Annotated in this window: 14 protein-coding genes; 8 read left to right on the forward strand and 6 right to left on the reverse strand. The window is 71.8% G+C overall.

Going from position 1 to position 17,808, the window contains the following annotated elements; all coding sequences use genetic code 11:
* Positions 1 to 622: 622 nt before the first annotated feature.
* Entirely contained in the window at positions 623 to 1,891 is a 1,269-nt protein-coding gene (tyrS, locus tag AB0I21_RS42870; RefSeq protein ID WP_360569420.1) for a tyrosine--tRNA ligase, read from the reverse strand.
* A gap of 108 nt (positions 1,892 to 1,999) precedes the next feature.
* On the opposite strand from tyrS, the gene AB0I21_RS42875 reads away from it, so the two are divergent.
* From AB0I21_RS42875 to AB0I21_RS42885, 3 genes are all read left to right on the forward strand, one after another.
* Positions 2,000 to 2,320, forward strand: coding sequence for an antibiotic biosynthesis monooxygenase (locus AB0I21_RS42875; RefSeq protein WP_344503638.1), 321 nt, complete (start codon positions 2,000 to 2,002; stop codon positions 2,318 to 2,320).
* A gap of 3 nt (positions 2,321 to 2,323) precedes the next feature.
* Positions 2,324 to 3,829, forward strand: coding sequence for a class I SAM-dependent methyltransferase (locus tag AB0I21_RS42880; protein WP_360569422.1), 1,506 nt, complete (start codon positions 2,324 to 2,326; stop codon positions 3,827 to 3,829).
* A gap of 95 nt (positions 3,830 to 3,924) precedes the next feature.
* Positions 3,925 to 4,827 carry an NADP-dependent oxidoreductase gene (locus AB0I21_RS42885; RefSeq protein ID WP_360569424.1) on the forward strand — a complete coding sequence of 301 codons (903 nt, stop codon included), beginning with the start codon at positions 3,925 to 3,927 and terminating at the stop codon, positions 4,825 to 4,827.
* A 705-nt stretch (positions 4,828 to 5,532) separates the two neighbouring features.
* Here the strand turns inward: AB0I21_RS42885 and AB0I21_RS42890 are convergent.
* Entirely contained in the window at positions 5,533 to 6,312 is a 780-nt protein-coding gene (locus AB0I21_RS42890) for an SGNH/GDSL hydrolase family protein (protein ID WP_360569426.1), read from the reverse strand.
* Positions 6,312 to 6,683: a helix-turn-helix domain-containing protein gene (locus AB0I21_RS42895; RefSeq protein WP_360569428.1), complete on the reverse strand. Its 372-nt coding sequence runs from the start codon at positions 6,681 to 6,683 to the stop codon at positions 6,312 to 6,314. Before AB0I21_RS42895 ends, AB0I21_RS42890 begins: the two co-directional genes overlap by 1 nt.
* Positions 6,684 to 6,752: 69 nt before the next feature.
* Here AB0I21_RS42895 and AB0I21_RS42900 point away from each other — a divergent pair, with 69 nt between their 5' ends.
* Positions 6,753 to 7,382 (forward strand): NAD(P)H-binding protein, encoded by a 630-nt coding sequence (locus tag AB0I21_RS42900; RefSeq protein WP_360569430.1) that lies wholly within the window; start codon positions 6,753 to 6,755, stop codon positions 7,380 to 7,382.
* Positions 7,383 to 7,456: 74 nt separating this feature from the next.
* On the opposite strand, the gene AB0I21_RS42905 is transcribed toward AB0I21_RS42900, so the two are convergent.
* Together AB0I21_RS42905 and AB0I21_RS42910 are read right to left on the reverse strand one after the other, a co-directional pair.
* Entirely contained in the window at positions 7,457 to 8,071 is a 615-nt protein-coding gene (locus AB0I21_RS42905) for a hypothetical protein (protein ID WP_360569432.1), read from the reverse strand.
* 39 nt (positions 8,072 to 8,110) lie between these two features.
* Complete coding sequence (locus tag AB0I21_RS42910) at positions 8,111 to 8,746, reverse strand: hypothetical protein (protein WP_360569434.1); 636 nt, start codon at positions 8,744 to 8,746, stop codon at positions 8,111 to 8,113.
* 120 nt (positions 8,747 to 8,866) lie between these two features.
* On the opposite strand from AB0I21_RS42910, the gene AB0I21_RS42915 reads away from it, so the two are divergent.
* The 3 genes from AB0I21_RS42915 to recQ all read left to right on the forward strand — a co-directional run bounded on the left by AB0I21_RS42915 (position 8,867) and on the right by recQ (position 12,285).
* On the forward strand, positions 8,867 to 9,949 hold the full coding sequence (locus AB0I21_RS42915; RefSeq protein ID WP_360569436.1) for a hypothetical protein: 1,083 nt from the start codon (positions 8,867 to 8,869) through the stop codon (positions 9,947 to 9,949).
* Between the two features lie 71 nt (positions 9,950 to 10,020).
* On the forward strand, positions 10,021 to 10,371 hold the full coding sequence (locus AB0I21_RS42920) for a YciI family protein (RefSeq protein ID WP_360569438.1): 351 nt from the start codon (positions 10,021 to 10,023) through the stop codon (positions 10,369 to 10,371).
* A gap of 75 nt (positions 10,372 to 10,446) precedes the next feature.
* Complete coding sequence (gene recQ / locus AB0I21_RS42925) at positions 10,447 to 12,285, forward strand: DNA helicase RecQ (RefSeq protein WP_360569518.1); 1,839 nt, start codon at positions 10,447 to 10,449, stop codon at positions 12,283 to 12,285.
* Between the two features lie 1,024 nt (positions 12,286 to 13,309).
* On the opposite strand, the gene asnB is transcribed toward recQ, so the two are convergent.
* Positions 13,310 to 15,229 (reverse strand): asparagine synthase (glutamine-hydrolyzing), encoded by a 1,920-nt coding sequence (gene asnB / locus AB0I21_RS42930; protein ID WP_360569440.1) that lies wholly within the window; start codon positions 15,227 to 15,229, stop codon positions 13,310 to 13,312.
* Positions 15,230 to 15,614: 385 nt separating this feature from the next.
* On the opposite strand from asnB, the gene AB0I21_RS42935 reads away from it, so the two are divergent.
* Positions 15,615 to 17,780: a transglycosylase domain-containing protein gene (locus AB0I21_RS42935; RefSeq protein WP_360569442.1), complete on the forward strand. Its 2,166-nt coding sequence runs from the start codon at positions 15,615 to 15,617 to the stop codon at positions 17,778 to 17,780.
* The last annotated feature ends 28 nt before the right edge of the window (positions 17,781 to 17,808 follow it).

Raw genomic sequence — 17,808 nt, forward strand, 5'->3', positions numbered from 1 at the left:
CCTCGGACACGACAACAAAGCCATGTCACGGGGTCAATCAATTGGCACTGGCTTAACAAGCACCCTGTTGAGTTCTCAAACAACCAACACACACCGCAGACCCTGACCGCTATCCGGTCCCGATCTCCCGGGGCATTTTCCTTGCCGTTCTATCCTAGCATCTCCGTTTTGCGGTGTCAAGTCCGGCTCGCCGTACTTTGTCCCGTTTCGCGGACACACAACTGCTCTTCCGGTAACCCGGTCGAGTGTCGTATGGTTTCGGCAGGACGTCCGCTGCGGCTCGTGTGAGCGACCCGCGTGCCTCGTCCGTGTCCCTGCCGGGGTAAAACCTTACCCGCTCTGCGTCCCGCATCCAAATCGACCGTGTCGACTGGATGTCGTCCGCCTTACGGGCACGACCTTCGGCCGGTCACCCGGTCTCTGGCCGATCAAGCTTCCGGTAGGCCGTCCGACGCGTCTCGCGCGCCGCCCGTTTCCCTGCCGGTCATCTACATTACCCCGGCTTCCGATCTCCACCAAATCGATCACTCGCTTGGTGTGAAACGGGGCTCGGTCGTGCAGAGCGCCACCGGGCAGGTGCCCCGTGGCGCTCGCAAAAGCTACGTGGAGCGCGGCGACAGAGTCAAATCGCGCCGAGCTCGACGCCGGCGAACGTCCGCTTCCCCTTGCGCAGCACCAGCAGCCCGCCGGCGAGCGCACGGTCCGCGGCGACGACCTCCTCCGCGTCGCCCACCCGCTCGTTGTTCACGTACGCGCCGCCCTCCGCGACCGTCCTGCGTGCCTCGTTGCGGCTGCTCACGAGGCCCGCGGCGATGAAGAGGTCCGCCACGGACGTCCCGGGCGCCGCCCGTACCAAACCTGCCTCCGCCAACGCGGCGCGCAGTGTCGACGCGGAAAGGGTCGCGAGCTCGCCACGGCCGAAGAGCGCCTGCGACGCGGCGATCACCTGCTCGGTCTCGTGCGCCCCGTGCACGATCCGGGTGACCTCCTCGGCCAGCTTGCGCTGCCCCAGCCGGGCCGCGGGCCGGTCCGCCGTCTCCTTCTCCAGCACCTCGATCTCCTCCCTGGACAGGAACGTCAGGCGGCGCAACAGCCCGCCCACGATCGAGTCCTCGAGGTTCACGAGGTACTGGAACAGCGCGTACGGCGAGGTCATCGACGCATCCATCCACAGGCTTCCGCCGCCGGTGGACTTGCCGAGCTTCTCCCCCGCGCTGTTGGTCAGCAGCGGCGTCGCCAACAGGTGGACCGACTGCCCCTCGATCCGCCGGATGAGGTCGGTCCCGGCGGTCAGGTTGCCCCATTGGTCGCTGCCGCCCGTCTGCAGGCGGCACCCGTACCGGCGGAACAACTCCAAAAAGTCCATGCCTTGCAGGATCTGGTAGCTGAACTCCGTGTAGCTGATCCCCGCGTCGGAGTTGAGCCGCGCGCTGACGGCGTCCTTGGTCAGCATCTTGTTGACCCGGAAGTACTTGCCGATGTCGCGCAGGAAGTCGATCGCCGACATCGGCGCGGTCCAGTCCAGGTTGTTGACCATGGTCGCCGCGTTGTCGCCAGTGAAGTCCAGGTAGGGCTGGATCTGCCCGCGGATCTTGTCGACCCACTCCGCGACCTGGTCACGCGAGTGCAGCTGCCGCTCGGCGGTCGGCCGCGGGTCGCCGATGAGGCCGGTGGCGCCGCCGACCAGGGCGAGGGGACGATGGCCGGCCAGCTGGAGGCGGCGCATCGTCAGCACCTGGAGCAGGTGCCCGATGTGCAGGCTCGGCGCGGTGGGGTCGAAGCCGCAGTAATAGGTCAGCGGCCCCTTCGCCATCTCGGCGCGCAACTCGTCGAGGTCCGTCGAGAGCGCGATCAGGCCCCGCCACTGCAGATCATCAAGCACATCGGTCACGTCGCGATTCTCGCACCCGCCCCCGGACGCCTCCCACCGCATTGTCGGCGGCGTCGACCCCTCGCTGATGGGGAAGAACTGTCGGTGGGGGTCGCTAGTGTGGTTGGCATGGCGGTTGTGAAGATCAACGCGATCGAGGTTCCTGAAGGTGCGGGCCCTGAGCTGGAGCGCCGGTTCGGTGCGCGGCACGGTGCCGTGGAGGGGTCGAAGGGGTTCCTGGGCTTCGAGCTGCTGCGCCCGGTGGCCGGCGAGACCCGCTATTTCGTCTACACACGGTGGGAGACCGAGGAGGACTTCCAGGCGTGGGTGAAGGGCCCCGCGATGGAGGCGCACTCGGGTGAGCGGGCCAAGCCCGTGGCGTCCGGGGCGAGCCTGCTGGAGTTCGAGGTCGTGCAGAGCACCGGCCCGGCACCGGCAGCCGAGGGCTGACCTGTGGAGCGCTTCGTCCTGTTCCCCGGCCGACACCACCTGCTGACCAGGTTCCAGGCCGGTTACCTGCGCGAGCTCGCCGCCCCGACGGATGAGGACGGGCGCACGGTCGTGTGGGCGGTGACGAGCGCCAACCATCAGAACACCAAACGCAACCCCGTCGGCTATGACCGGCGGCAGGCGGCGATCGAGCGGTTCAGCGTCCAGGAGGGGCTGCGGTCCCTCGTCGTGCCGGTGTTCGACACCGCGCACACCGACCGGTTCGCCGAGGTCACCCTCAAGAGCGTCGAGTCCGTGCTCGGCCGCACCCTGACGCCGCACGACACCGTGGTGGCGTGCTCGACACCCGAGGTAGCGGCGATGTATGCCGAGCTCGGTTTCGCGATCGCCGGCGTCGAGGCCGAGCGGGACCCGGTGCCCGACCGGCCGTGGGACGTGCTGCTGCGGCTCGCCACCGGCGACCCCACGTGGCGGGAGCTGGCGCACCCCGCGACGCTCGACGTCTTCGACCGGTATCGGCTCGGTGAGCAGGTCGCCCAGGTCGTCAACGATCCGGTCGTCGGCGAGGAGGGCGGCCTCACCACGACCCGTGACTACCGCACCTATGCCGAGGCGTTCGAGGCGAGCGCCGAGCGCAAGTGGGACCTGGTCCGCCGGCACGTGCGGCCCGGCAGGATCGTCGACGTCGGCTGCGGCGCCGGCGCGGTCCTCGCCCTCGCCGACCGGGAGCCTGCGCTGCGCGAGAGCGACCTCATCGGCGTCGAGGTCGCCCGTCACCTGTTCGAAGAATGCATGCACCGCAAGGCGCAGGGCTGGTTCACCAACCCCAACGTCTACTTCTACTGCCGCAACGTGCTGGGCGGGGCCGTCTTCGCGCCCCGGTCGGTCGACACGACGCTGACGTTCGCGCTGACGCACGAGATCTGGTCCTACGGGCAGCGGATGGACTCGCTGCGCCGCTTCGTCCAGGCCATCTACGACCACACGGTCCCCGGCGGCGTCTGGATCAACTCCGACGTGTCCGGCCCCGACAACCGCGACCTGCGGGTGCGGCTCGCACTGCAGGGCGCTGCCGGCGGTCCGCTCGTCGACCTGGGCGACCTGACCCGCGAGGAGATCGCCGCGCACGTCGAAGGGCTGCCGACCAGGGCGCGGCTGGACCGGTTCGCCGCCGACTTCCACTTCCCGTTACCGTTCGACGCCCGGCCCGACGGCACCGTCGACATCGCCCTCGGCGACGCGATGGAGTTCCTCACCCACAAGGACTATCCCGACAACTGGCTGTCCGAGGCGCACGAGCAGTTCTGCGGGCTGGAGTTCGCCGACTGGAAGGCGCTGCTGACCGACGTGGGCTTCGAGGTCGACGCCGCGTCGCACTCGTGGCGCAACGACTGGATCGTCGAGCACCGGCTCGCCCCGGTCGCGGCGCTCTCGGACCAGGACGGGACGCCGCTGCCGTGGCCCGACACGCACGTCCTGCTGGTGGCCCGCCGGCCGCTCAACACCTGACCCGCCGGACGGGCCGTTCGACCATTGAACCGGCGGTTGCGGGGTATCGGGCCCAGCGGCCGCGCAGCACGTACACCACCATCGGAGGGGCACCCGTGAAAGCGTTGCGGTATTCCGAATACGGGCCGTCGAGCGTCCTGCACGTCGTCGACGTCGACCCGCCGCAGCCCGGGCCGGGGCAGGTCAGGATCGCGGTGCGGGCGGTGGGCATCAACCCGTTCGACTGGAAGGTCCGCAGCGGCCTGTTCGGCGACACGACACCGACCCGGCTGCCGGTGATCCCGCACGGCGACGTGTCGGGTGTCGTCGACGCCGTCGGCCCCGAGGCGGACGCGCAGGTCGGCGACGAGGTCTTCGGGCTCGCTGCCGGTGGCGGCGCCGCCGAGCACGCCGTCATGAAGCTGTGGGTGGCCAAGCCGGCGGCGATGTCGTTCGAGGAGGCGGCCGGGCTGCCCGGTGTCGTCGAGTCGGCGGGCCGCGCGCTCGCGCTGCTCGGTCTCGAGAAGGGGCAGACGCTGGTCGTCAACGGCGCCGCCGGTGGCGTCGGTATCGCCGCGACCCAGCTCGCGGTCGCCCGCGGGGCCGCGGTCATCGGCACCGCCAGCGAGCGCAACCACGAGTTCCTGCGCTCGATCGGCGCCATTCCCGTCACGTACGGCGAAGGCATGCCCGACCGCATCCGCGCCGCCGCGCCGCAGGGCGTGGACGTCGCCCTCGACACCGCGGGGCGCGGCGCGGTCGCGCAACTGATCACGCTGACGCCCGCGCCGTCCGACGTGGTCAGCCTCGTGGACTTCGACGCACCGACGCTCGGCGCCCGGGTCACGGACGGCTCGGAGGGCCGCGCCTGGCACACCCTGGAGGAGGCCGCCGACCTGTACCGCCAGGGTCGCTTCACGATGCCGGTCGAGCGGGTGTTCCCGCTGTCGGAGGCCGCCGCCGCCCACGACCTGAGCCAGTCCGGCCACGTCCGCGGGAAGGTGATCCTGGTCCCTTGACCGAACCCGCTCGGCGCGGCAGGTGCCCCGGCCGGCCGGCGCTGCCCACCGGGCACTCCGACTGTGCCGTCCGTCCGCTCGTGAGCACCACCAACCGCTCCGCATGCGCCGCGGTGCCGGCCGCGCCGGGCCGGTTGCTCAAGGCTGCACCGGGCCCGCTGGAGCGGTTGCTCAAAGGCTGCACCGGGCCGCCCGACCGGTTGGTCGAGGCTGTACCGGGTCGGTTGGTCGAGTCGAGCCAGGTCGCCGGTCCGGTTGGTCGAGGCGAGCCGGGTCGGGACGGTTGCTTGAGGGCGAGCCGAAGGGGTGAGCCGCGCCGGCGGTGGCTGATTGCGGCGACATCGGCCGGGTGGCCGGCGGCGCTTCTTGTTGTCCGTGGGTGGGTGCGATCCGCAGCCACATCGTGAACCGCTCCGTGGGAGGTGGTCCGGCCGGTGGACGCCGGCACCGCTCCCCAACGCGCCCGGAGTCACCGTGCGGCGTACAGACCGCGAGACGACGATGCGGCAGCTCGGGCGCGGTTCACGTCTGTGACGGGTCAGACGCCGGGAGGATCAAGCCGGGGATCTTGGCTGGAGCACCGGAATCCAGGGGCCCGGGGGAGAGAAACTTGACCAGAGTCAAGTCGATGTTGCGGCGCGTCACAGCGGCAGAAAGCTCGACCGCGGACCGAACGCCCCAGGCCGCCGCCACGGACGCGGCGGGTCAGGCGTCCGGGAGGTCGACCGGGGACGGGTCGGGGCGTTTCGGGAAGCGGTCGTCGCCGGAGGACTTGCCGCGCAGGTGACGGCCGAGCCAGGGCAGCAGGTGGCGGCGGCCCCAGGCGAGCTCCGCCCGGACCACCTCGTGCCGGCGGCGCGGCGGAGGGGACGGCAGCGGCGAGGTCCACGTCTCGTCGGTGCCGGGCAGGCCGGCGGCGTGGGCGAGGGCGGCGGCGATGCGTTCGTGGCCGGCGCTGTTGGCGTGCAGGCGGTCGTCGCTCCACAGCCGCGGGTCGGACGCGACCGGGTACGCGCCGAGGTCCAGCAGGATCGCCCCGCTGGCGGCGCACGCGTCGCGGATCGCGGTGTTGAGGGCGAGGACCCGGCCGCGCAGCGGCTTCGCGATCGGCATGACCGGGGCGGGGTCGGGCAGCGTGAACGTGATGACCGTGGCGCCGCCGCCGATCAGGGCCTGCTGCATGGCGAGGAGGTCACCGGCGACGGCGGCGACGTCGAAGGAGCCGCGCAGGATGTCGTTCATGCCGGCGACGACGGTGGCGAGGTCGGGCGCGAGGTCGAGGGCCGGCTGGAGCTGCTCGGCGCGGATGCGGGCGGTGGTGCGGCCGCGGATGGCCAGGTTCGCGTACTCGAGCCGGTGGCCGGGTTGTGCGCGGGCGACGTGCGTGGCGAAGCGGTCCGCCCAGCCCCGGTAGCCGCCGGCGCCGTCCGGGTCGTCCATGCCTTCGGTGGTGCTGTCCCCGATCGCCACGTACCGGTGGAACATCACGCGCTCCTGCTGGCGTACTGCTCGCGGGCGTCGAGCACCGCCGGGAGGTGTTCGGCGGCCCAGGCCCGGCAGGCGGCCATCGCGGGGAACAGCGTCCGCCCGAGCGGCGTCAGCGCGTACTCGACGCGCGGCGGCACCTCGTCGTATGCGGTACGGGTGATCATGCCGTCGCGTTCGAGAGCACGGAGGGTCTCGGCGAGCACCTTCGCGGAGACGCGGTGCATCGGCACGCGCAGCTCGGAGAAGCGGCGCGGCCCGTCCTCGAGGCAGACGAGGACCATCCCGGCCCACTTGTCGCCGATCTGGAACGGCGTGGCGTTCGACGGGCACGCGGGGTCGAACAGGTCGCGCGGCAGTGGCTCGCTCACGCAGCCGAACGTAGCGCACGCCTCGGTTACGTTGCAGTTACCGAGGTCTCCCGCCCTATGGTCGCCGGCATGACCTCATTGGTGGTGTTCGGAGCGGGTGGGCGGGCAGGCCGGCGGATCACGGCGGCGGCGCGGGATCGAGGGCTGCGGGTGACGCCGGTCGTGCGGGATCCGGCACGGCACCCGGACGTCGCGGGCGCGGTCGCCGGCGACGTCACGGACGCGGACGCGGTGGCGGCCGTCGCCGCGGGGCACGACGTCGCGGTCAGCGCCGTCTACACGGCCGACATCGACCCCACGGACCTGTACGGCGCCGGCACCCGCTCCCTCCTGGACGGCCTCACCCGGGCCGGCACGAAGCGGCTGCTGGTGGTGGGGCTGGCGACGACCCTCGACGGTCCGGACGGTGTGAAGTTGTACGAGGCGGCATCGTTCCCCGACGCCTACCGCCCGTTCTCGCTGGGCCGGGTGGCCGAGCTGTCCGCGCTGCGCGAGGGCTCCCTGGACTGGGTGGTGTTCACGCCGACGATGGAACTGGTCGACACCCCCGGCACCGGCGCATACGAGGTCACCACCGACGGCCGTGTCGCGGAAGGCACGACGACCTACGCGGACCTGGCCACGGCCATCCTCGACGAGGTGACCTCCCCGGCCCACCACCGCACCCAGCTCACCATCCGGACCCGAACCACCCCCTGACCCGGCACCGGCCGGCCCGCCCGCATCCCGCGGGCAGGGCTGCGCCGGCGGTCAGGTCGGGCGACCACGACGGCTCACGCCTGAGCGAAGGCCTCGAACCGTTCGGCGACGCCGGCGAGGTCGTCCTGCACCGTCTCGCCCCGCTCCTCGCCCACGACGGTCTCCAGCTTCCAGCTTCGCCGGCCCGGCACGTACGTGACGCGGATCGACGACCCGTCCTCCCGCCACAGCACGGCGGACCGGTTGTCCGCGTCGAGCCGGCCGAGGAAGTCGCGGATGTCGTCACCGGTCGGGTGGTGCGCGAGCGAGCCGTCCTCGCTCGAGAGCCGGGGCACCGGCACCCTCAGCAGCCTGCGCGGCTGCCACAGCGCCGCGGGCTGGTGCCGGCCGGGGCGCTGGAAGCAGAGCAGCTCGCACTCGTCCGCCACCCGGTGCACGAGGTCGAGCGCGGCCTCCGGCGTCTCCGGCTGCAGGCTGAGCAGCACGTGCGTGTCGGTCGCGACGACCGGACCGGCCCACCACGCGGCGTCGACGCCGGCCAGCACCTCGCGGTGAAACTTCTCGATCCCGGGGTCCGCCGCGGCCCATCCGGTGTCGCCGCGCCGCAGCGCCTCGAAGCGGTCGACGCCCTGCTCAACGGTGATCGGCCGGGCCTCGAACCAGACACCGACCTCGATCAGCTCTGCCATGGAAGACCACCGTACGGAAGCGCCAGAAACCGGCGCAACTCAGCCACGCAGAGTCTCCGGTCGATCACCCGGTCGTTCGTCTCCCGAGCCCGGCCCGGCGGCGGTCCGCAGTGCGATCAGGTCGGCGAGTCCGGCCGCGTCCGGCGTGGCGAACGGCAGCACCCCGCCGTCGCGCAGCACCACCTCGATGACGTCGAATGGCAGTACACCCACCTTGCCCCAGTCGGTCACCCTGGTCGGCCGGGCCTGCCGTACCGACGCGATGTCCACCCACGAGACGAGGATCGGCGCCCGGCCCGGACGGCAGCCCTCCGCCCGGTGCCCGGCCACGCCCTCGCGCAGCCGTGACCGGCGCACCTCGACCAGGAGCCCGAGCGGCTGCGGGGTGAGGCGCACCGGCACACCCGCGCCGAACAGGAACGCCGCGCCGACGCCGACCTCCCACAGCCCGACGGCGCTGTCCAGCGCCAGGTGCCCGGCCCACACCTGCGCCCCGCCCGCATGCGCCGCCCGCTGCCGGTGACGGCGCCACCACTGTCCGGCCAGCACCGGCGTGACCATGCCGGCGCACACGATGGCGAACAGCGCGATCGCCTTCCACAATCCGGCGAGCAGCAACACCACCGGGACCGCCAGGGCGAGGGCGGCCCACCGCGGACGCCCCCGGTCCCCCACCCCGCCATGGTGACGCACTCCGGACCCGTCCCGGCCTCGGCGAACGCTCCCGCCCCGGCCACCTCACGTCAAATACCGCCCGGGGTTTGTGCTCCGGCAGGCGGGGCGTGAGGATGGACCATGCTTTCGACCCGGGTCACCCTGCCGGCGGCACCGCCCAGCACCGCGTCGACGCCCCCGCCGGCGCGGGACGTGACCGGGGTCCGGCGGGTGAGGCTCGTGCTCGGCGCCGTGGTCGCGGGCATCGCGCTGCTCGTCCTTACCGGGTGCGGGTCCGAGGACCCGGGCGCCGCGCAGACCGCCCAGCCCGCCCGGACGGGCAGCGGCACCGTGGACAGCGCCTCGGCGGGACTCTCCACGCCCTCCGCGGCGGCCAGCCCGTCCCCGTCGGGCGCGGCCACGGTCGCGGTGCCGGCCGGGGTGACGGCGGGGATCGTGATCTTCGACCGGCAGCAGGGGGCGTTCGTTGTACAGCAGAAGGCGAGCTGGCGGTTCAGGTCGGCGTCACTGGTGAAGCTGCTGATCGCGCTGGACTACTTCTGGGACAAGGGTCCGTCGTACACCGTGCCGGCGGCCGACAAGCCGAAGCTCGACGTGATGCTGCGCAGCAGCGACGACAGCGCGGCGACGGGGCTGTGGAAGGCCAACGGGCAGCGGGAGATCGTGACCCGGATGGTGCAGCGGCTCGGGCTGCGGGACACCGCGCCGCCGCCGGTGAGCCAGCCGGGCTACTGGGGGTACACCGCCGTGAGCGCGGGCGACCTGGTGCGCGTCTACCAGTTCATCCTCGACAAGGCGCCGGCGCCGGTGCGCGACTACATCATGGGCAACCTGCACGCGTCGACGAAGTGCGGCACCGACAAGTACGACCAGTCGTTCGGCATCCCGAGCACGTTCCGCAAGCCGTGGTCGGCGAAGCAGGGATGGTCCGGTTTCGGTGACAACCCGGCCACGCCGTGCGCCGCGCCGGCCGCGTATCAGCCCTCCGCGCCGGGGCAGTTCGTCGGTGTCGCAGCGCCGCCGAACGCGCCGGACATGAGCGGCGAGGTGCTGCACACGACGGGGACGGTCGGCGACGGCGACCGGTACATCGTCGCGGTGCTGTCCGTGCACCCGAACGGCACCCAGTTCGCGAAGGCGGCGACGACCCTGACCAAGCTGACCCAGTCGCTGCCCCTGCCGGCCGCGGTGAAAAATTCCTGAGAGACGTGTAGAGCACCGCGCGGCGGCTCCGACCAGTCGGTGCGAGCACCCGACGACAAAGGAGCGTTCCCGTGAAGTACCTGCTGCTGATCCACATGAACCCGGACGTCTGGGCGACGCTGACGCAGGCGGACGTCGACGAGGTGATGGCCGGGCACGAGCGGTTCATCGCCACGATCACCGAATCGGGTGAGATGGTGAGCACCCACGCCCTGGCCGACCCGAAGGACAGCGCGGTGGTCCGGATCAGGGCCGGCGCGGAGACGGTGACCGACGGGCCGTACGTGGAGGCCAAGGAGTTCCTCGCCGGCTTCTACCTGGTCGAGTGCGAGTCGAAGGAGCGGGCGGTGGAGCTCGCCGCGATGATCCCCGACGCGAAGTGGAACGCCATCGAGGTGCGCCCGATCGTGTTCAGTCAGTAGTCACATCATCCACCGGCCGTCACGGCGGCGATTCTTGTCGGTCGCCGCTCGTAGAATCGCCGCGTGGACAGCACCGTGGGGGTTGAGACGGCCGGGCCGGCGATCGAGGTCCTGCGCCGGGTGTTCGGTTATGACACGTTCCGGGGCAGCCAGCAGGAGATCATCGAGCACGTCATCGGCGGTGGCGACGCGCTCGTGCTGATGCCGACCGGCGGCGGCAAGTCGCTGTGCTATCAGATCCCGGCGCTGGTCCGCGAGGGCACGGCGGTGGTGATCTCGCCGCTGATCGCGCTGATGCAGGACCAGGTCGACGCGCTGACGGCGCTGGGTGTGCGGGCCGGGTTCGTCAACTCGACGCTCGACTTCGACAGCCGCCGGGCGGTCGAGGCCGCGTTCGTCGGCGGCGAGCTCGACCTGCTGTATCTCGCGCCGGAGGCCCTCGCGTCCCCGCAGACGATGCGGCTGCTGGAGCGCGGGAAGATCGGCCTGTTCGCGATCGACGAGGCGCACTGCGTGTCGCAGTGGGGGCATGACTTCCGGCCCGACTACCTCAACCTGTCGGTGCTGCACGAGCGGTGGCCCGACGTGCCGCGGATCGCGCTGACGGCGACCGCGACGACGGCCACCCACAAGGAGATCGCCACCCGGCTGGGGCTGACCGGGGCGCGGCACTTCGTGTCGAGCTTCGACCGGCCCAACATCCAGTATCGGATCGTGCCGAAGCAGGAGCCGCGGCGGCAGCTGCTGGAGCTGCTGCGCACCGAGCACCGCGACGACGCCGGCATCGTCTACTGCCTGTCCCGCGCCAGCGTGGAGAAGATCGCCGAGTTCCTGAAGGACAACGGCATCCCGGCGCTGCCCTACCACGCGGGGCTCGACGCGCGGACCCGCGCCGACAACCAGGCCCGGTTCCTGCGGGAGGACGGTCTGGTCATGGTCGCGACGATCGCGTTCGGGATGGGCATCGACAAGCCCGACGTGCGGTTCGTCGCGCACCTGGACCTGCCGAAGTCGGTGGAGGGCTATTACCAGGAGACGGGCCGGGCCGGGCGGGACGGCCTGCCGTCCAACGCGTGGCTGGCCTATGGCCTGCAGGACGTCGTCCAGCAACGCAAGATGATCGAAGGCTCGGAGGGCGACGCGGCGCACCGGCGGGGGCTGGGCCGGCACCTCGACGCGATGCTGGCGCTGTGCGAGACGGTCGAGTGCCGGCGGGTGCAGCTGCTGGCCTATTTCGGGCAGCAGAGCCAGCCGTGCGGCAACTGCGACACGTGCCTGAGCCCGCCCGAGTCATGGGACGGCACGGTGCCGGCGCAGAAGCTGCTGTCGACGGTGTACCGGCTGCAGAAGGAGCGCAACCAGAAGTTCGGCGCCGGGCAGTGCATCGACATCCTGCTCGGCAAGAAGACCGACAAGGTCGTGCAGTGGCACCACGACGAGCTGACCGTGTTCGGGGTCGGCGCCGACCTGCGCGAGGCGGAGTGGCGAGCGGTGGTGCGGCAGCTGCTCGCGCAGGGCCTGCTCGCGGTCGAGGGTGACTACGGCACGCTGGTGCTCACCGACGACAGCGCGGAGGTGCTCGGCCGGCGGCGGCAGGTGATGCTGCGCCGGGAGCCGGAGCGGCCCGTGTCGGCGGCGAAGGTCGCCAAGCAGCGAGGCGCGGCCGCGGCGACGGAGCTGCCGGCGCAGGCGGCGCCGCTGTTCGAGCGGCTGCGTGCGTGGCGTTCGGCGACGGCGAAGGAGCAGAGCGTCCCGGCGTATGTCATCTTCCACGACGCGACGCTGCGGCAGATCGCCACGGAGGCCCCGGCGACGCTGGCGCAGCTGTCGACGATCAGCGGTGTCGGGGAGAACAAGCTCGCCAAGTTCGGCCAGCAGATCCTCGACGCCATCCGCGAGCCGGACCCGTCGTGATCGGCGCTGCGGCCCGCGTCTCCCCGCGGACGACACCCGATCTGCTGCGGGGAGGTGCGGTGGCGGACCGGCGGGCGGACCGGCGGTGGCTCGCCACGCGGGACCAGGTGGTGGCCCGATGCGCGTGTGATGCCGCCGGCCTGACATGGGGCTGAGGCCGCCGCGAGACCACCGGGAGGAGCGTTTCCCGCTGGTCTGCTCCCGCTGGTCTGCTCCCGCTGGTCAGCTCCCGCTGGTCTGCTCCCGCTGGTCTGCGGTCGCCCGGAGCGATGCCGATGCCCGCGCGGCACGCGGTCCAGCGGCACGCGGGTCGGTGACATACGGGTCGGTGACACGCGGGTCGGTGACATACGGGTCGGTGACACGCGGGTCGGTGACATACGGGTCGGTGACACGCGGGTCGGGCCTTTATGCGGTCGGCGCCACGCAGTCAGGCTTCATGCGGCCCAGCGCCATGTGGTCGGACGTCATACGGTCTAGTGTCATACGGTCATAAGTCATAAGGCCAGGTGCCATGCCGTCCAGCACCGTGCCGTCCAGCACGCACGCGATCGGGCGCCGCACACGATCGGACAAAACACACGGTCCAGCGCACGCTGTCCACACGATCCAGCGTCCACACGATCCAGCGTCCATGCGGTCCAGCGCACATGGTCCGTCGCGGGCACGGTCAGCGCGCACAATCCAGCGGCCACACGGTCTGGCGTGCACGGTTCAGCACGCGTACGCAGTCGGCACGTGCACGGTCCAGCGCCGCACACGGTCTGGCGTGCACGGTTCAGCACGCGCACGCAGTCGGCACGTGCACGGTCCAGCGCCCCACACGGTCCAGCGCGCACGCAGTCAGCACGCGCACAGTCCAGCGCCTCACACGGTCCGGCACGTGCACGGTCCAGCGCCCCGCACGGTCCGGCACGCACGTGGTTCAGCGCGCAGGGCGGCGGCCGCTCGGGTGAGCGCGCACGCGGGCCGGTGCGCGCAGGGCAGCGCGCACGGTCCGGCGTGTGTGTCGCGGTGGTTGGCGTCAGACGGCGCGGACGGGGCGGGGGCGGCGTTCGGGCAGTGTGGGGACGACCGAGCCGTCGACGAAGATGCCGTGCCACAGGCAGAACGTCAGCAGGATCCACAGTTTGCGGGCGTTGTCGGCGTCGCCGCGTTCGTGCTGGGTGAGCAGCTCGTGGGCGTACTTGAGGTCGATCAGGTGGCCGGCGCCCGACGTGGACAGGACGTGGTGGGCCCATTCCGCGAGCTCCGTGCGCAGCCAGCGCCGGGCCGGGGTCGGGAAGCCGAGCTTCGGACGGTCGGTGATGAAGTCAGGCACGATGCCCGCGAGGGCCCGGCGCAGCGCGTACTTGGTGGTGCGGCCGCGGGGTGGCACCTTCAGGCGATCGGGCAGCCGGGACAGGACCTCGAACACGCCCTTGTCCAGGAACGGCACGCGCAGCTCCAGCGAGTGTGCCATCGACATCCGGTCGGCCTTGGTCAGGATGTCGCCGGGCAGCCACGTGTTGATGTCGATGTGCTGCATGGTGGTGACGTCGTCGAGGTCCGCGGCCTCGGCGTAGAGCGCCGCGGTCACGTGCGGGTGGCCCACCCCCGGGCCGCCCAGGAGGATCCGGGCCTTCTCCTCGTCGCCGAGGACGCGGGCGTTGCCGAAGTACCGTGTCTCGATCGGCGTCGTGGCCCGCAGCAGGTAGCTCTTGCCCTTGACACCGTCGGGGACCGCACGGGCCAGGGCCCGTAGGCCGCGCTGGATCGGTGCGCCGAGGCGGCGCACCGGTGCGAGGGAACGCGGCTCCCCGTAGATGGTGTAGCCGCCGGCGAGCTCGTCCGCGCCCTCGCCCGACAGCACCACGGTGACGTGTTCGGCCGCCGTCTGCGCCAGGAAGTACAGCGGGACGATCGACGGGTCGGCGACCGGATCTCCCAGGTGCCAGATGATGCGCGGCAGCGCCACCATCACCTGCTCGGGGTTGACGATGGTGGGCACCAGGTCGACGCCGAGGTGCCGGGCGGACTGCTCGGCCACGTCGAGCTCGGAGTACGCGGTGGCGGTGTCGAAGCCGGCCGTGAAGGCGCGCAGGCGGGGGTGGACCTCGGCGGCGAGCGCGACGATGGCGGTCGAGTCGATCCCGCTGGACAGGAACGCGCCGACCGGGACGTCCGCCCGCAGGTGGCATCGCACGCTCTCCCGCAGCGCGTCGCGCAGTTCGTCCACAATGGACTGCTCGGTGACCGCCGGATCCGGCCGGAACTTCGGCCGGTTGAGACGCCGGACCACCGGCGGGTAGCCGAGGGCGCGGGTGAGCAGCCCGCCGCTGGGCAGCCGCGCGATGTGCCGGTGCAGGGTGTACGGCTCGGGCACGTACTGCATCGTCAGGTAGAGCGACAGCGCGGTCTGGTCGAGCTCGCCGCCGGCGACCCCCAGCAGCGGCGCCTTCTCGCTCGACAGCCACAATCCGTCGACGGTCGGCAGGTAGTACAGCGGCTTGATCCCGAACTGGTCCCGCGCCGCGTGCACCGTCTCGGTGGCCTCGTCCCAGAGGGCGAACGCGAACATGCCGCGGAGCCGGCCGAGCGCGGCCTCGCCCCAGTAGTGATAGGCGGCGGCGACCACCTCGCTGTCCCCGCCCGTGGCGAACTCCGCGCCGTGCACGCGGATCAGTTCCTCGCGCAGTGCCTCGAAGTTGTAGATCTCGCCGTTGAAGACCAGCGTCCACCGGCCCGCGTCCGGCCCGCTCGGCGGGTACCGCAACGGCTGCCGGCTGCCTTGCACGTCGATGATGGCGAGCCGTTTGAAACCGGCCGCCACGCCTTGTCCGGCCTTCTCCAGGGCCATGTCGTCGGGGCCGCGGTGGTCGAGCAACTCGAGTTGCCGTTCCACCAGTCCGAGGGTCTCTGGGGAGATGGCGAAGTCCCCCACGTACATCAGGAAGCCGCACATGGCGTCGTTTCCCTTCGGTCGCCTCGCGTGGCAGCGGTGTCGGGCCGCGGACCGCTCTGTCGGCGGTCGCCCGTGAGCCGTCGCCGGTGAGCTCCCGCCGGCACCGGCTGAGCCCCCGCTCGAACGGCCACAGTGCGCCGCGCGATCCAGCCGAACAGAGGCTGCCGGGTCCGGGCGCCCGATTGCCCGGCCGTCATCCGATCCCTCCTCACCAGGGGGATCGCCGGCCCGCGGAGGGGTGAACCCCGCCCCGGGGTGACCATCGGGGCGGGCGGGCGCCCCCGCCGTTTGGCCCCGCACCCCCCGGGTAGCGGCGCGCCGGTCACATCGGTCCACGTCGGATCGGCGGCTAGCGAACCACCCGTTGTCTCCTGGGGAGAAGCCAATGCGCCTCGTCCGCGCCCGAAGCCGACCCGCGCACAGCGCCAGCGGCCGCCGTGCGAAAGCCGGGGCGCCGAGCCGCTCGGCACGCTGGCTCCGGGGGCTCGGCCGGCTCCTGCTGTGCGGCGTCATCTCGGGTCTGGTCGTGGCCGCCGGTGTACTGCCGCTCGCGTTCGTCGGCGGCTCCACGGTGAACGCGAGCCGTGACGTCTGGATGAACCTCCCGGCGGACCTGGCGCTGCCACCGCCGCCGCAGGCCACCTACGTCTACGCCAACGACGGCAAGACGCTCATCACCACGTTCTACGACGAGAACCGCAAGGACGTGCCGCTGGACCAGATCGCACCGGTGCTCCAGCAGGCCGTCGTCGCGGCCGAGGACACCCGCTTCTACCAGCATCAGGGTGTCGACGGCAGGGGCGTCCTGCGCGCGCTGGTCTCCAACGGCAGGGGCAACGCCCAGCAGGGCGCCTCGACGCTGACGATGCAGTACGTCCGCAACGTGCTGAAGAACGACCCGGCCCTGTCGCCGCAGCAGCGGGTCGACTCGCTCGCCGACACGCCCGCCCGCAAGGTGCGCGAGATGCGCTACGCGACGAAGCTGGAACAGCACCTGAGCAAGCAGGACATCCTCCAGGGCTACCTGAACATCGCCTACTTCGGTGCCGGCGCCTACGGCATCTACGCCGCCAGCCAGACGTACTTCGGCAAGTCGGCCCTGGAGCTGACGCTGCCCGAGGCTGCGCTGCTCGCCGGGCTGCTGCAGTCCCCCGACGGCGACAACCCGATCAGCGGCGACCGCGACGCGGCCCTGCGGCGCCGCGCCTACACGCTCGACTCGATGACGAAGATGGGGATGATCAGCGCCGCGGACGCCACCGCGGCGAAGGGCCAGGAGCTGAAGATCAACGAGCGCGACCTGCCCAACAACTGCGTGTCCGTCCCGCGGGAGCACAACGACTGGGGCTTCTTCTGCGACTACTTCCGCCAGTGGTGGGGCAGCCAGCCCGAGTTCGGCGCCACCCGCGCCGACCGCGACGAGGCGCTGCGCACCGGCGGCTACACGGTGGTCACCTCGCTCGACCCGGGCATCCAGGCGGCCACGCTCAACCAGTCCCTGAGCGTCTACGGCTACGGCAGCGCGCGGTCGATGCCGACGGCCGTCGTCACCCCCGGCACCGGCCGGGTCCTGGCGATGGCCGTCAACCGCCACTACAGCCTGGAACCCAACCCACCGCAGCATCCGCTGTTCCCGAACACCGTCAACCAGCTCATCGCGGGCGGCGGTGGCGTCGCCGGGTATCAGGCGGGTTCGACGTTCAAGATGTTCACCATGCTCGCCGCGCTCGACGCGGGCATGCCGTTGAGCACCAATTTCAACTCGCCGAGCCGGATAGCGACCGTGTGGCCGGCCAGCGGCCCGGGCAGCTGCGGGGGCAGGTGGTGCCCCGGGAACGACTCCCCGAGCTGGATGAACGGGAACCGGACGATGTGGAACGGCTTCGGCCGTTCGGTCAACACCTACTTCGTCTGGCTCGAACAGCAGATCGGCGCGCGCCGCGTGGTCGAGATGGCACAGCGGCTCGGCATCACGTTCCGCTCCGCCGAGGACGCGGCGATGGCGGCCAAGGCGGACCAGTGGGGAGCGTTCACCCTCGGCGTCGCCTCGACCACACCGCTCGACCTCGCCAACGCGTACGCGGCGGTCGCCGCCGGCGGCCTGTACTGCCAGCCGCTGCCGGTGCTGTCGATCACCGACTCCAACGGCAAGCCGGTCGACGCCGCCGCCCCGAAGTGCCGGCAGGCGGTCAGCGCCGACGTGGCGGCCGCCGCGACCGACGCGGCACGGTGCCCGGTCAGCCGGGCCTCGGCGTACGGCAGGTGCGACGGCGGCACGGCGGAGAACGTGTCCGGCATCCTGGGCGGCCGCCCGGTCGCGGGCAAGACCGGCAGCTCCGAGTACAACTCGACCGAGACGTTCGTCGGCTTCACCCCGCAGATCGCGGCGGCCGGCATCGCGGTGAACGTGGACAACCCGAACGACCACGTGGGCAGCGGCGTCTCCGGCTCGGTCAACGCCGCCGTCGCGCAGGCCATGGCGAGCGCGCTGCGCGGCCAGCCGGCCCAGGCGTTCCGGCCACCCAGCCGGGTGCGCGCGCTGGGCCGCTGACCGCGAGCCGCTGACGGTCGTGTCAGGC

It is taken from the genome of Dactylosporangium sp. NPDC050588 (assembly GCF_040654975.1).
GTDB classification, from domain to species: domain Bacteria; phylum Actinomycetota; class Actinomycetes; order Mycobacteriales; family Micromonosporaceae; genus Dactylosporangium; species Dactylosporangium maewongense.